At 46.3% G+C, this 14,655-nt stretch carries 14 protein-coding genes and 1 other annotated feature; of the genes, 13 read left to right on the top strand and 1 reads right to left on the bottom strand.

The genetic code is table 11. From position 1 onward, the window contains the following. Positions 1-10 precede the first annotated feature (10 nt). The 13 genes from PCH02S_RS04355 (at position 11) to asd (ending at position 14,264) form a co-directional block, all read left to right on the top strand. Positions 11-1,216 (top strand): response regulator transcription factor, encoded by a 1,206-nt coding sequence (locus PCH02S_RS04355; RefSeq protein ID WP_127450412.1) that lies wholly within the window; start codon positions 11-13, stop codon positions 1,214-1,216. Between the two features lies 1 nt (position 1,217). Next, positions 1,218-3,110: a substrate-binding domain-containing protein gene (locus tag PCH02S_RS04350; protein ID WP_127450410.1), complete on the top strand. Its 1,893-nt coding sequence runs from the start codon at positions 1,218-1,220 to the stop codon at positions 3,108-3,110. A gap of 18 nt (positions 3,111-3,128) precedes the next feature. After that, on the top strand, positions 3,129-3,680 hold the full coding sequence (locus PCH02S_RS04345; RefSeq protein ID WP_127450408.1) for a GNAT family N-acetyltransferase: 552 nt from the start codon (positions 3,129-3,131) through the stop codon (positions 3,678-3,680). Between the two features lie 399 nt (positions 3,681-4,079). Further along, entirely contained in the window at positions 4,080-5,759 is a 1,680-nt protein-coding gene (locus PCH02S_RS04340; protein WP_127450406.1) for a helix-turn-helix domain-containing protein, read from the top strand. A 151-nt stretch (positions 5,760-5,910) separates the two neighbouring features. Continuing rightward, entirely contained in the window at positions 5,911-6,876 is a 966-nt protein-coding gene (locus PCH02S_RS04335; protein WP_127450560.1) for a FecCD family ABC transporter permease, read from the top strand. Next, a complete protein-coding gene (locus tag PCH02S_RS04330) occupies positions 6,873-7,892 on the top strand; it encodes a FecCD family ABC transporter permease (RefSeq protein ID WP_407670024.1) in 1,020 nt (339 codons plus the stop codon). The genes PCH02S_RS04335 and PCH02S_RS04330 overlap by 4 nt, the downstream gene beginning before the upstream one ends. Positions 7,893-7,938: 46 nt before the next feature. Continuing rightward, complete coding sequence (locus PCH02S_RS04325; protein ID WP_127450557.1) at positions 7,939-8,874, top strand: iron-hydroxamate ABC transporter substrate-binding protein; 936 nt, start codon at positions 7,939-7,941, stop codon at positions 8,872-8,874. A gap of 195 nt (positions 8,875-9,069) precedes the next feature. After that, positions 9,070-9,681: a DUF2239 family protein gene (locus PCH02S_RS04320; protein ID WP_127450404.1), complete on the top strand. Its 612-nt coding sequence runs from the start codon at positions 9,070-9,072 to the stop codon at positions 9,679-9,681. Continuing rightward, positions 9,678-10,139: a DUF1330 domain-containing protein gene (locus tag PCH02S_RS04315; protein ID WP_246068939.1), complete on the top strand. Its 462-nt coding sequence runs from the start codon at positions 9,678-9,680 to the stop codon at positions 10,137-10,139. The genes PCH02S_RS04320 and PCH02S_RS04315 overlap by 4 nt, the downstream gene beginning before the upstream one ends. A 21-nt stretch (positions 10,140-10,160) precedes the next feature. After that, on the top strand, positions 10,161-11,051 hold the full coding sequence (locus tag PCH02S_RS04310) for an alpha/beta fold hydrolase (RefSeq protein ID WP_127450402.1): 891 nt from the start codon (positions 10,161-10,163) through the stop codon (positions 11,049-11,051). Positions 11,052-11,269: 218 nt separating this feature from the next. Beyond that, entirely contained in the window at positions 11,270-12,277 is a 1,008-nt protein-coding gene (locus PCH02S_RS04305; protein ID WP_127450553.1) for a DUF3231 family protein, read from the top strand. 125 nt (positions 12,278-12,402) lie between these two features. Continuing rightward, entirely contained in the window at positions 12,403-12,711 is a 309-nt protein-coding gene (locus PCH02S_RS04300) for a hypothetical protein (RefSeq protein WP_127450400.1), read from the top strand. A 72-nt stretch (positions 12,712-12,783) separates the two neighbouring features. Further along, positions 12,784-13,047: a binding site (T-box leader), on the top strand. A gap of 131 nt (positions 13,048-13,178) precedes the next feature. Next, positions 13,179-14,264 carry an aspartate-semialdehyde dehydrogenase gene (gene asd, locus PCH02S_RS04295; RefSeq protein WP_127450398.1) on the top strand — a complete coding sequence of 362 codons (1,086 nt, stop codon included), beginning with the start codon at positions 13,179-13,181 and terminating at the stop codon, positions 14,262-14,264. Between the two features lie 82 nt (positions 14,265-14,346). On the opposite strand, the gene PCH02S_RS35575 is transcribed toward asd, so the two are convergent. Then, complete coding sequence (locus tag PCH02S_RS35575) at positions 14,347-14,523, bottom strand: hypothetical protein (RefSeq protein ID WP_164819436.1); 177 nt, start codon at positions 14,521-14,523, stop codon at positions 14,347-14,349. Between the last annotated feature and the right edge of the window lie 132 nt (positions 14,524-14,655).

Raw genomic sequence — 14,655 nt, 5'->3', positions numbered from 1 at the left:
GGTGACGAATATGTGGAAACTTATGATAGCAGACGATGAACCACGCATTCGAAACGGTTTATGTAAAACGCTTCCATGGGCTGATATGGGCATTGAGGTTGTTGCAGAAGCTGAAAACGGCAAAGAAGCGCTGGAAATCGCGGCTTCAGCTTGTCCTGATCTGATGTTTGTGGATATCAATATGCCCTTCATGAACGGCCTTGAATTGATCGAGAAATTGCATGATCAAAATCCGAATTGCCTGGTGATCGTCATTTCAGGCCATGATGAATTTTCTTACGCCCAGCAAGCTGTCCGTCTTAATGCCTTTGATTATTTGCTGAAGCCTGTGCAAAAAACGGAGCTTAGTTCAGCCGTCAACAAAGCGCTTGAGGTGCTGATGAAAGATAGAGTGGAGCAAAAGCATACGCAATGGATGAACCATAAATTGGAGTTCAATGCGGAAACGATGCGGGAAGAATTTTTTAGCAAATGGATTACCGGGAAGTTAACGAAGGAGCAGTTTGAGGAAGAATGGCTGTTTTTTCAACCGCAGTTCCACGGGAAAATCAGCATGCTGCTGCTAAAGCCGCTCGGTAAAGTGACAGCGAATGCGCCAAGCAAAATTTGGGACCCGCCATTGCTTGAATTTGCCATCAAAAATATTTTAAGCGAAATGCTTCCACAGCTGCCGATCTCTACGGTTTTTAGCGCTGAAAAGGGCCGAATAGCTGCACTTACACAAATTTCGGATCTTAATAGCATACGAGCTATCTATCAAGAGTTTGAACGAGTGGTCATGACCTATTTGGGAGTCAGCATGCTGCTTACGCATTCGGTTGTTGAGCAGCTTGAACAAGTACCAAAGCATTATGAAGAGATGAATCAGGAACTGATTCGTGAAAGCGCTTTGACGCCTATTGTTATGATGACGAAGAAATATTTGGAAACCTACTATTATAAAGAAGACTTGTCTTTGTCCGAAGTGGCCGAACAGATGAATGTCAATGCCACGTACTTGAGCAAATTGTTAAAAAGAGATTTGGGCAAATCATTTGTCGATTGTCTTACTGATATTCGAATCAAAAAAGCCATTCAATATTTGAATGATCCGACTTCCAAAATGTATGAAATTGCGAAAAAAGTCGGCTACCAATCGCAGCATTATTTCAGCCATACTTTCAAAAAAATGACAGGCGTTTCGCCACTGGAATATAGAAAGCGTGGAGACTACTAGGATGAAGGTTCCCTCAAAAAAAGGTTACATTTGGCTGCTTACTTTTAGCTTGATTGGCCTGGTTGTGGTCATGCTCGTCGCGAGCCTCTTGCACCTTAAAGCGGTAAAAGATGAACCTGATTTTTTAATTGGCATTAGCCAACCGAACTTGAATGAACCCCGGCAGCTGCTGATGAACAATGAAATACGGAAAGAAGCCGAAAAGCACAAGAACGTTAAGCTTATTTTTACCGACGCTGCTGAAAATAGTGAGAAGCAGGTTCACGATGTGCAGAAGCTGATGAAATACGGCATCGATCTGCTTATTATTTCGCTGAATGACTCAGAGAAACTGACGCCGATCGTGACGGAGGTCTATAAGGACATTCCTGTGATTGTCCTTGGGCGAGGTGTTACCGGCTATGATTATTCGCTTTTTATCGGGTCGGATAATCTGTCGATTGGCAAAAAATCGGGGAAGTTAGCTGCTGACTTACTGGGTGGCGCTCCAGCGGATGTTGTGGAGATCAAAGGAGCCGTCAGTTCCAGATCCGTTGAAGAAACGAGCCGTGGGTTTCGAGATTATTTATCGCAATCACCATCTATTCAGGTGGATAAAGTGATTGTCGGAGACTGGCAGCGGGATCGAACGGAGGACGAGTTGAAGCGTATTTTACCAAGTTCTCCCGGAATCAAGCTCGTATTTGCGCATAGTGATGCCATGGCGTTAGGCGCTTATCGCGCGATTGATGCTTTAGGTTTGAGCAATGTGCAAATTATCGGTATTGATGGATTGGACACGGTAAATGGAGGATTTGATCTAGTCAAACAAGGTGTTCTTAGCGGGACGGTTACTAGTCCGACAGGGGGCAGAGAGTCGATTCAATACGCACTCGATATTCTGAACCGTGAGAAGGTTATTCCCAAAAAGATTATTTTGCCAAGCCATGTTATTACGCAAAAAAATAGCAGGGAGTTGGCGGCAGCCGGTGACCCTAGTTTGAAACAGATGGCTTCACGTATGAGTGTGAACCCCAAAAAAATGAAGTTAGGCGTAGCGGTTGTAGGCTCTGAAAGCAGCTGGCGGGCAGCCAACACCGAATCTATTAAGAATGCGGCGGCTCAAGATCTCGGCATAGACCTTATTATGCAAAATGCCGAGGGCAGCCAAGACAAGCAAATCGAGATTATTCGGAGTTTTATTCAGCAAAGGGTGGACGTTATTGCCTTCACGCCGATTGTGGAGTCCGGCTGGGATGATGTCTTGGCGGAAGCCAAGGTTGCCGGCATACCGGTCATTTTGACGGATCGCAAAGTGAAGCTGGAGGATGACTCCTTATGGACGACGTTCATCGGTTCGGACTTTGTTGAAGAGGGACGGCGAGCAGCCAGATGGCTTGTGGAGCACAAGCCTGTGTCCGGGGAAACTCAAATTGTAGAGCTCCAAGGAACCGCAGGGTCAGCACCTGCCATAGAGCGTAGACAAGGCTTTGAGGAGGTGCTCACTCAGCATGCCGGTTTTCGTGTGATCGCTTCGGAAGTCGGGGATTTTACGACGGAAAGCGGCCAGCAGTTAATGAGTAAAGTGCTTCAACAGGGAGCGATACCACAAGTTGTTTTTGCACACAACGATGATATGGCACTTGGCGCGATTAAAGCGATTGAACAGATGGGCTTGAAGCCAGGCAAAGACATCATTGTCATTTCCGTGGACGCAACGAAGCTTGCCTTCCAAGCTATGCTTGCCGGGAAGCTGAACATGTCCGTGGAGTGCAATCCCTTGCTGGGACCGCAAATCATCAAAGCGGCTAAAGATCTTGCCGCAGGCAAGGAAATTCCGGTGAATATTATTACGGCGGAAAGTATTTTCTCCCAGGAAACGGCTAAACGGGATGTTACTACACGCAAATATTAATGGAAGACGGAGTGGCTGATGCAAAACTATATATGGTCAGGTAAAAAAGTCCGGTTACGCCCCGTTCTGGCTTCGGATTGGGAGAAATTCCATCTGAATGATTTGGATTCGGAAGGTGCGAGGCACTGCGATGTCATCTATTTTCCTCGATCGGAAGAAGGAACGAAAGCTTGGGCAGCGAACCAGGCAGGGAATGTTCCGGTCAGCGATAACGTCATGCTCGCCATTGAAACATTGGATGGTGAGCTCGTTGGGAGCATAAGCACTAGCAGCTGCGATCGGCGGCATGGGACTTTTAAATACGGCGTAGCCGTCTTTCGCGAACATTGGCGCAAGGGATACGCATCGGATGCGATAAAGATCCTGCTGCGGTATTATTTCGAAGAGCTGCGTTATCAGAAAGTTACGGCGCATGTGTATGCCTTTAACGAGGGCTCCGTGGCGCTGCATGAGCGGCTTGGGTTCGTCCAGGAGGGCAGGCTGCGGAATATGATTTTCACGAAGGGGCAGCACTTTGATGAATGCCTGTTTGGCTTGACGAAGGGCGAATATGAGAATTTGGTGAAATAACACGTTGACAAAGGACCAAAGGACCAAGGGACCTAGCGATTTTCGCTAGGTTTTTTTCTTGTTTTATGTGGTGGGGGAGTAGAGGGAACTAGCGTCCGCTATTTCTCCGCTAATGCACATTTTTATAGGTGAGGGGAACTACGATCCTCTATTTCGCCGAATTTACCTGTAAACTGCGTAATGGAGGACAAATAAAGGCCTGTAGTTCCGCTGTCCGTAGCCCCTTATATGGCGATCGGCTTAGGCCTCGCGTTTCTGCTGGCCGGCTCTCTCAATATTATGGTGCTAGGGGTAGGGTGTTACATGCCCTCCATGGAAGTTTTTATACATCAGCGAAGCAACACTTTTTGTGGTATATTATTGTGAGAATGGTTATCACTTGCACGGGAGGGATTCGGAGTGAATCGTGATACGGACCACGATGTGTATTTAGAAGGGACATTGCTTGAGCTGGTCAAGCTTGATGTTATAACGGATATAGCCGAGTGGAAGCGAACGGCCGAGGAGGCTGCTCATCACACTTTGCTATTTTTTGTGAAGGTGAGAGGTCAGCTTCATATTAATCAGAATGAAATTACGATCCATGGCAAGGCGCTCATCTTGCTGCTGCCTGGCATGAGTGTCCAAGGGTTGAACTTGACAGGAAATGCCAATAGTTTGATTTATCAACTGGAATTCGATCTGTTTCGAATAAAGGAAAATACACAATCCCGTAAAGTTTATGACAGGGAGCTTCATTTTCCCGTACAGGGGAATCTGCAGACGGATTTACTTCTTTTTCAGCGTAAAATGCAGCTGCTTGCCTCCGCCTATGGGACTTCCAGCGTAAGGGAGCACTTGCGGCAGCAGTATTTGCATGCCTTGGTGGAGTTAATTCTGAAGGATCAGCCAACTTCAATTACGACACCGAAAGATGCTGATGCATCGCTGCAGCTTACGATTCAATACATGCAGGATGCTTACCATACCGACATCAATCTGGATAAGCTTGCGGAGATCGCGGGGATGCACCCGGCTTATTATTCGCAGCGTTTTAAGCAAAAAATGAATAAGTCTCCGATCGAATTTCTCACGCAAATACGCATGAACAAAGCAAAGGAAATTCTGCTTGTCTCTGCCCCGCAGATACGAGATTTGAGCGGACGCGTAGGCTATCGCGATGAGTTTTATTTTAGCCGCCGGTTCAAAGAGAATTCCGGATATGCGCCCACACAGTATGCGAATGAGCCGTTAAGCGGCATTATTTCGCTGTCGTACCCATATACAGATCACTTAATGACTTTAGGTATTGTTCCGAGCGCGGCCCAATTTCACCGCAAATCCTACTTGCCGACGGAATCGATTTCGCTGACTTTACCGCTTCACGCTGCAGATTCTTGGGAAATAGGCCGAAAAACTTTCCTTGAAGCGCAGCCGGGTTTGATTCTCTGCAAAGATAACGTTGTTCTGAAAGCCAGAGAACATATTGGGGACATTGCTCCTATCATTTCTGTTCCATGGGCATCACAGGATGTCTTTGATCATTTGGAAGCAATAGCCGAACTTGTCGGTCGTCAGCAATTAGCGAAAGAGTGGATTGAGCGTCATGCCTACAAAGCTGATCAGGCCAAGAAACAAGTAAACAGGAAATTCGGAAGTCCGACGGTGGCGATATGCCGTTTGATGAACTCAGAGATGAGATTGTACGGTGCCAGAAATGTCGGACATATTTTTTATCGAGCTTTACAGTTGTCTCCTCCTAGTCTTATTGCGAACGAACTTAATCAACATCGAGAAGGTACGAACTTCAATTGGATTAACGTAACACCAGAGGATATGACCCAATATGAGTCTGACTATGTCATTTTCTTGAATGCCACGAAGCAAGCATCGGCTAAACTTACGCAGCAAATTATGACGGATCCTGTTTGGCTGCGTCATCCGGCGATTAGGCAGGGGCGCTATTTCATGCTCCAGTGGGATGAATGGATGGTTTATGCGCCGCAAGCGATTCAGCAGCTTTTGGAGAGAGCGGTATCGTTGCTAAGTGATTCTTCGTTAACGAATTCACCCGTCAATATGAAAATAATCCAAGGATAAAATCTATAAATATGTCATGGACGAATTCAGAGGAGATTCCTATAATGAATTTATTGATAATGATTATCAATATTAATGAGAGATGGGAATCACGTCCGGGAAGTTGGGTCTTTCAAGCATGAAACGAATTACATATGGATTGATTTGTGCCATGGCTATAGTTGCCTTGCTCATCATTATGTTTATTGCCATTTCGTTCGGGGCCAAGGATTTGACCCTGCGGACGGTATGGGCAGCCGTATTTCAGTATAATTCGGAGCTAACCACTCATCAGATTATTCATGAATTGCGTTTGCCTCGCGTTCTCGGTGCGGCGGTTATCGGGGCCGGTTTTGCAGTAGCTGGTGCGTTGATGCAAGGAATAACGCGCAATCCTTTGGCGGATTCCGGTATTCTGGGCATCAATGCCGGCTCAGCCTTTATGGTTGCTCTAAGCTTTGCATTTTTTCCGAATCTGCCCTATTTGAGCCTCATGGCGGTTTCATTTGTGGGAGCAGCGCTCAGCACCGGTTTCATTTACTTGCTGGGATCATCCTCGCCAGGCGGTCTAACTCCACTGCGTTTAACAATTGCAGGCTCCGTGGTAGCGGCTTTGCTGCATTCTCTAAGTACGGGGGTGGCGATCTATTATGACCTTAGTCAGGATCTAGCCTTCTGGTATGCCGGTGGTGTTGCAGGAGTGAAATGGCAGCATGTCAAACTGCTTGTGCCTATTATTCTTTTGACGATTGCAGGAGCTGTAGCGATAAGCCGATCCGTTTCGATGATATCGCTGGGAGAAGATGTTTCTGCTGGTTTGGGAGTCAAAACAAACAGAATCCGCTTACTAGGTATTGTTCTGGCGATAATCCTTGCCGGTGTGGGAGTCTCAGCCGTAGGTTCCATTGGCTTCGTTGGTTTGGTTATTCCGCACATCGCCAGAAAGCTCGTTGGTGTGGACTATCGTTTTATCATTCCACTTTCGTCTTTGCTTGGAGCGATTTTGATGGTAGTAGCTGATTTAGCCGCTCGAATGGTTCATCCGCCCAAAGAATTGGCCATCTCCTTAATGATTGCTTTGGTAGGCGTACCCTTCTTTCTGTATTTAGCCAGGAAAGAAAGGAGGAGTTTGTCGTGAGATCGCAACGTCCTATTCCTCGCAAAAACAAGAGTATCTTGGTCGGCATTTGTTTGCTTCTCATAAGCTTGGCTGTCATCTTAATCAGTCTGAATACAGGCTCGATTCGGCTTTCGCCCATGGAAGTTTGGCGAACTTTTCTAGGATATGGGAGCGCGGACAATCAGCTCGTCTTATTCGAATACCGCTTGCCTCGGATTCTTATTACGATGCTGGCGGGTATCGGTCTTGGCGTATCCGGCGCTCTCTTGCAGGGGATAACCCGTAATGGTCTAGCCGATCCGGGCATTTTGGGACTTCATTCGGGTGCTGCATTAGGACTCATTGTATTCGTCAGTTTCTTTCACTCCATGAAAGGAACACCGACCTTGCTCATCCCGATTTTCGCTTTTGCCGGGGGTGTCATAACCGCAATTTTGATTATGGCTTTGGCCTATGACCGATACAAAGGAATTGTGCCCATACGGTTGATCCTTGTTGGCATTGCCGTTGCAGCAGGTTTTAGCGCTGTTACTCTCTTTCTGTCGCTACGATTGGATGATGCGACGTATAGTTTTACAGCTAGATGGCTGGTAGGCAACGTGTGGGGGAGAGATTGGGTGCATGTCATTGCGCTGCTTCCATGGATTGGCCTGTTCGTTCCTTTCGCATTAACCAAGTGGAAAATCCTGAATTCCTTTTCACTCGGGGATGAAACGACCTCGGGGCTGGGCATTGCCGTGAGTCGCGAACGCTTGCTTTTACTGCTGACGGCAGTTGCCTTATCGAGCGCAAGCGTGGCAATGACCGGCGGTATTGGCTTTCTTGGCTTGGTGGCGCCGCATCTGGCTCGTCGATTGGTAGGACCGATGTACCAATATGTACTGCCAATTGCGGGCTTGGTAGGACTCGTTATTCTGGTGGCCTCCGACACAATTGGGCGCTCTATCTTTCAGCCTAACGCAATCCCGGCAGGTATTGTTGTAGCTGCTGTTGGAGCTCCGTACTTTTTATTTTTGCTGGCAAGAACGAAATAACGAAAATGTACATAAAAAAGGGGTTTTTATCGTGAAAAAGAAAAATATGGTCGTCCTGAGTATGATCAGTTCCTTATTCGTCCTGACCGCATGCGGTCAATCCGCTGCACCTAAAGAAGCAGCGTCCGCCGCATCAGTCGCACCTTCTGCATCTGCTGCTGCTGTGTCGAGTACAACGAAGCCAGTAGAGAAAGAACCGCGTATTGCGTCGCTGTCCATTCATTTAACGAATGATTTGCTTGCGCTGGGCATTACGCCTGTAGGTTCCGTTATGGGTGGTGATCTTAAGGCCTTTCTGCCGCACGTCGCTGACCGTTTGCAGAACACCAAGAAGCTTGGCGTTGTAGCTGAGCCCGACATGGAAGCTTTATTATCCTTGAAGCCTGAAGTCATTTATTTGGATGAGGCATTCTCAGGCAAGGATGTCGCGAAGTATGAAAAAATTGCAAAAACAGAAATGTTTAACTTGGACGAAGGCACATGGCGCGACCATTTGAAGAAAATCGGTAAACTTGTGAACCGTGAGCAGCAAGCGGAAACTTACATCAAAGATTACGAGAAACAAGCTGCGAGTGTAAAAGGACTTATTAACGCTAAGATCGGCGACGGGAAAGTGATGGCGATTCGTGTAACTGCGAAAGAGATGCGTGTTATGGGGATGAAACGTCCGCTGGGCCCAATACTTTTCACAGATCTAGGATTGAAGCCGGCAAATGGTGTGGAGAAAATCGACAAAGCGTATGAAACGATTTCGCAGGAAGTTCTTCCTGACTATGATGCCGATGCGATTTTTGTTATTGTGAACAATGAAGATGGTGCAAAAAAACTCTTTGAACAGCTGTCATCTAACCCGATTTGGAAAGGGCTTAAAGCGGTCAAAGCGGGTCACATTTACCCGATTGCTGATCAGCCTTGGTTGGATTACTCAGCCATTGGAAATAAAATGGCGCTTGATGCGGCAGAAAGGCTTTTCGCTAAATAAGTATTTATGAGGCTATCCCTCAGCTGTTTTAATTTGGCTGGGGGGTAGTTTTTTTGCGTCTGTCGAGGTGGCCGGAAGGCTTCTATAGAGATAGAGATGGGAATTAGCTGAGATAAGAGTAATTATACCCGGGTAATATTGACCTTTTAATTTTACCCGGGTATAATTGGTGAGGTAATCAGAGAGGAGGTCAACATGAGTAATATCCTAACGAGCTTGTACTGCACGGCATTTTTGGGTGTGAGAGTCGTCGCCAATGGCTTGATAGAGCACGTTGTTACTACAGTGAAGGAAACTTTGGATGACAGAGACCTCACACAGTTGCTTTTATTTAACGATTCCACGGGGAAGCCATTAGATGTTGATTTTCGTGGCACGACAGTTGATGTGCTCAAACGCTTGGGAGAACAGTTTGGTGACTTACCCAGTAAGGAAGAAGATCACCAACCTACAGGACGGGTCGGTCGACCCAAGTTGGGCGTTATATCCGGTGAGGTTACGTTATTACCAAGGCATTGGGAATGGCTCAAGAGCCAACCTGGTGGGGCGTCGGTAACCTTACGAAAACTCATTGATGAGGCTCGCCGCGCCGGAGTTGAACAGAGCAATGTCCGAGAGTCGCAAGAAGCAACTTATAATTTTATGACAGCTATGGCCGGGGACTTCCCTCAATACGAAGAAGCTCTTCGGGCATTGTATGCAAGTGACTTTGATCGTTTTTACCATTTCATCAATGATTGGGAAACTGATATTAGAAACCATGTCAAAAAATTAGCCGCTAATGCATTCCCTGAAGGGAATTTATGACTGCGAAAGGAGACACAATGACAGAGTTTAAATCTATTCGTTACATCGAGCCATCACAACGCGCTGGCATGAGGTTTATACAACGAGGCATTGAGGGCAGCATCGTCATGTTGAACCTGCTGCGGTTTCGTGATGTTGCCGATTACACAGCCAATCCTGAGCTAACACCGGAGAACCCAATCAGCGGCGCCGAAGCTTTCCAACGCTATATTGAGCACACCCTTCCATTTCTCCGTGAAAGCGGAGGTGAAATTTTGTTTCTTGGCGATGGTGGAGAGTTTCTGATCGGACCGGAAGACGATAGATGGGATCTTGTAATGCTGATCCGCCAGAGCAGCGCGCAGTCTTTTCTTGCTTTTTCAAGTCATCAAGACTACCAGGCCGGTATCGGGCATCGAACTGCAGCGATCGAAGATTCACGCCTTTTGCCTATGGCAGATCTTCCGATACCAAATTAAATTGAAGGTGAGAACATGATTATGAACATTTTAAAAATAAATGGTATTGATTTGGCTTATGACAGTTTCGGTAAAGAAAATGACGAAGCTATTGTCCTAATCGCCGGGCTTGGAACCCAGATGATCCGATGGACGGTTCCATTTTGTCAGACATTAGCAGCGCGTGGCTTCCGTGTGATCCGCTTTGACAATCGCGACGTAGGTTGCTCGACACACTTTAGCCATTATCCGACGCTGGATTTTGAAGCACTTGCTACGGCTCTCATGTCAGGGCGGCGACCGGACATCCCTTACACGCTCGATGACATGGCAGGCGACGTTATCGGACTGCTCGACGCCCTTTCCATTGACCGGGCACATCTCGTTGGCAGGTCGATGGGCGGAATGATCGCCCAGATTGCAGCTAGTAGGTACCCTGAACGAGTTTTATCACTCACCTCCATTATGTCCAGTTCCGGGAATCCCACTCTTCCGCAAACATCCCAGGATGTTATGGCGATGATGACTACACCGGCGCCGAACCCTTTTGAGAATGAAGCAGGATTTTTGGCGCACAGTCGCGCTTTTGCCAAACGCATCGCTGGCACAGGCTACCCGTTTGAAGAAGACGCTTATCAAGCACTTATTCTGGAGGAAGTCCAGCGAGCCTACGATCCGGGCAGTGTCGGACGACAAATTGCTGCGATCGCTGTCTCCGGTGACCGACGTCCGCGGCTGGCGACCATAAAAGTACCAGCACTTGTCATTCATGGGGTGGATGATCCCCTGTTTGTCCCGGCTTGTGGCGAAGACACAGCTTCTGCCATCCCGGGCGCTGAGCTGTTGTTGGTTGAGGGCATGGGACACGACCTGCCGCACCAATTGTACAATGTAATTGTTGATGCCATTGAGCGAACGGCTCGCAGGAGATGACAACTTTAAACGTGCAGTAACATACAGGCTGCAAGCAAATAATGTTGAGGGCTATTCCCAAGGTCAATGACCAGAGGGGTAGCCCTATTTGCATAGCCAATTAGGCAAAAGGATTCGCGGTTTCAAGGATTCTGGATAATCCTTCCCCGCTGGGAAATGATAAATGAAAGTAAACATCAGGAAGAGATCACGTGAATTTACATAAAGGAGTCAACCATATGGAGTCAACCGATATCCCATTGACATCGTCTGAAATAGGTAACTTGTGGATGACCTATCAAGAAAAAACCATGTTGCTTCGCTTTTTGGAATATTTCCTTGAGAACGCAGAAAATGAGGAAGTTAAACAAATTCTAAAAACAACGTACGACTTCAATGATCAAATAGTAGCAACGATCAAACTAATTTTTGAGCAAGCAGGAGCTGTCATTCCGCTTGGATTTACGGCAAATGACGTCAATAAAGGGGTTCCCAAGTTATTTGATTATCTGTACGAACCGATGTTTTTGCATATGATTAGCAAGATTGAAGTTCCTCTTTTTGCGTTTCATTCTACCATGTCATATCGAAAAGATATCAGAGAGCTTTTTAAGCAGCTAACAGCAAATTCACAAGAGATGTACGATCAGTGCGTGCAATTCCTGCAGGAGAAAGGGGCTTTATCGCGGCCGCCCTATATGTCCATGCCTACGGAAGTAACCTTTATCCAAAATGATAATTATTTATCAGGTTTCCATTTGTTTAAGGATAAAAGAGCGCTGAATGCGATTGAGATTTCGCTTTTGCATCATTCGATTGAAACGAATCTTACAGGGATGCAGCTGATGATTGGCTTCGCTCAAGTTGCTCATGATAAGAAAGTGAAAGAATATTTTGTAAAAGGCATGAAATTGTCCAAAGAAGTTGAAACGGCCTTGGGTGAATTTCTCCGGGAGGATTACATTGAGCCTCCTGCCACCCACGCGGGGAAAGCGACCAACTCCACCGTTTCTCCATTTTCTGATAAAATCATGATGTATCTCACCAATTTATTGGGCTCGTTCGCAGTTGGAAGCCATTCGCTTGGCGGAGCTTTCAGTTTGCGTAGTGATTTGCCGGTTGCACTCGCGAGACTTGCTCAAAAAATTATTCCGTTTGTCAAAGAAGGCGGGGAAATCATGATTGAGCATGGTTGGATGGAAGAGCCGCCACAAGTGGAAGACCGCAGACAGCTAACCAAATTATGATGGACAACACATGGATATCCACCTAGCCACTCCAGTCATTGGATTGGCTTTTTTGCATAAAATCGCGCTAGCAATTTACGTAACTTTGCAATAAAATAGGTTGATGAACGAATGGAGGAATGGTTTTGAGCCAACGCTATCGAATTACAAGAGCTTTGCAAGTCAACGACAACTCGGAAGCTGTCATCACATTGGAAGAATGCAAACAGTATTTTGCATCCCAATCTGATTTTTCCTATACACCTGTGTTTACGATAACCGGCACGACCACGATGTCCATAGAGGGTGATTTCTTCATGTGGAGTTATGGCGACAGCAAGATTCCCTTCCGGCATTATCAGGGGGATGTTTATGTGTCAGGTACGAATGAAGCCGTGATTCCAAGGATGATGGAAGTTGCGAGTGATTTAAGGGCGGACATCGTAGGCGAATAATTTGTCCTATTTTCGAAATTTCAAAAAATTTGTTTACGTTACAATCGATTTCTGATAATATTATCGCAACATTCAAATGCGACGAAGAGAAGAGTAAATAAATGAAATCTTTCACAGAGAGCTCCGTTAGCTGAAAAGGAGTAAAGAATTCTTTATTGAAAAAAGGCTCAGAGCAGCGCATCGGAACCGCGCAAGAAGGGGATGGTGTGCCAGGAGCTCCTGTTACAGAGCTAAAGTATCCGCATTACACCGTAATGCCGTACTTGAAGAGGCTAATATGGCGACATATTGGCGAATCTGGGTGGTACCACGAGGAATCCAAATCTCGTCCCTGAGGCTATAATAGTCTTGGGGGTGGGATTTTTTTGCTTTTATAAAAAGAAATGCAGGTTACGCGCTGATTAGGTACACCAATTCAGACTTATTGAATAATTTATCTTACCATTTTGAAAGGATTTGAATATCACATGTCGGAAAAATTAAAAGTGGGTATTGTCGGAGGAACTGGGATGGTTGGCCAGCGTTTTGTTGAATTGCTGGATCAGCATCCTTGGTTTAAAGTAACTGCGATCGCAGCTAGCAGCAGCTCTGCGGGTAAAACATATGAAGAATCCGTGCAAGGCAGATGGAAACTGGCTACACCGATCCCTGAAGGCGTGAAACAAATTGTTGTTCAAGATGCCTCGAAAGTGGAAGAAGTCGCTTCTGAAGTTGATTTCATCTTCTGTGCCGTAGATATGAAAAAGAATGAAATTCAAGCATTGGAAGAAGCTTACGCCAAAACAGGCACGCCTGTTATTTCCAACAACTCGGCTCACCGCTGGACGCCTGATATCCCGATGGTGATCCCGGAAGTGAATCCAGGGCATATTGAAGTGATCGCGGCACAAAGAAAACGTCTCGGAACTTCAACGGGCTTTATTGCCGTTAAGCCAAACTGCTCCATTCAGAGTTATGTGCCTGCGCTTCATGCGTTGTTGGACTTCAAACCAACCCAAGTTGTGGCATCGACGTACCAAGCCATTTCCGGAGCGGGCAAAAACTTTAATGATTGGCCTGAAATGCTGGACAATGTCATTCCTTATATTGGCGGCGAGGAAGAAAAAAGCGAGCAGGAGCCGCTGCGCATCTGGGGCAGCATCGAAAATAATGCCATCGTGAAAGCGAGCTCCCCTTTGATTACAACGCAATGTATCCGCGTTCCTGTAACAGATGGACATTTGGCGACCGTTTTTGCATCATTCGAGAAAAAACCGTCCAAAGAAGAAATTCTTGCTCGTTGGCTGCAGTTCAAAGGCCGTCCGCAAGAGCTTGAGCTGCCAAGCGCACCTAAGCAGTTCATTACTTACTTCGAAGAAGAGAACAGACCGCAGACGAAACTTGACCGTGACATCGAGCGCGGTATGGGTGTCTCCGTAGGTCGACTGCGTGAGGATTCCATCTACGATTACAAATTCGTAGGATTGTCGCATAACACATTGCGCGGAGCAGCGGGCGGCGCTGTTCTGATCGCTGAACTGTTGAAAGCAGAAGGCTACATTCAAGCGAAATAAAAATGAAAAATAAAAACAGCTTGCCTTCCTATTGAGTAGGGGCTTGCTGTTTTTATTTTTTTAACCATTTTAAAACCGTGAATCAATAGGAAATACCGAATTTCTCGTCCAAATCTTGCGAAATTTGCACGAGATCCCTCCAGATATGGTAACACGACACATGGATGTTATTCAGTTCTGTCCAGCCTTTATCTATTTCGACAATCATTTGTTCAATATCTTGATTTGTGATTTTTCTTTGTTCTGTATTGTTTCGCATAGGAAGCCCTCCATGACAACGTTTCATAATCATATATTTTCGTCATGCTGATCCCATATGAGGGTGTTGCATGCAGAGTTTGCAAATTGCTCGTGATAACAGCCGTTCCCTGGGGCACATCTCCCAACATAA

This window comes from Paenibacillus chondroitinus NBRC 15376, from assembly GCF_004000765.1.
Lineage (GTDB): Bacteria > Bacillota > Bacilli > Paenibacillales > NBRC-103111 > Paenibacillus_E > Paenibacillus_E chondroitinus.
This window is presented reverse-complemented; position numbering and strand designations above follow the sequence as displayed.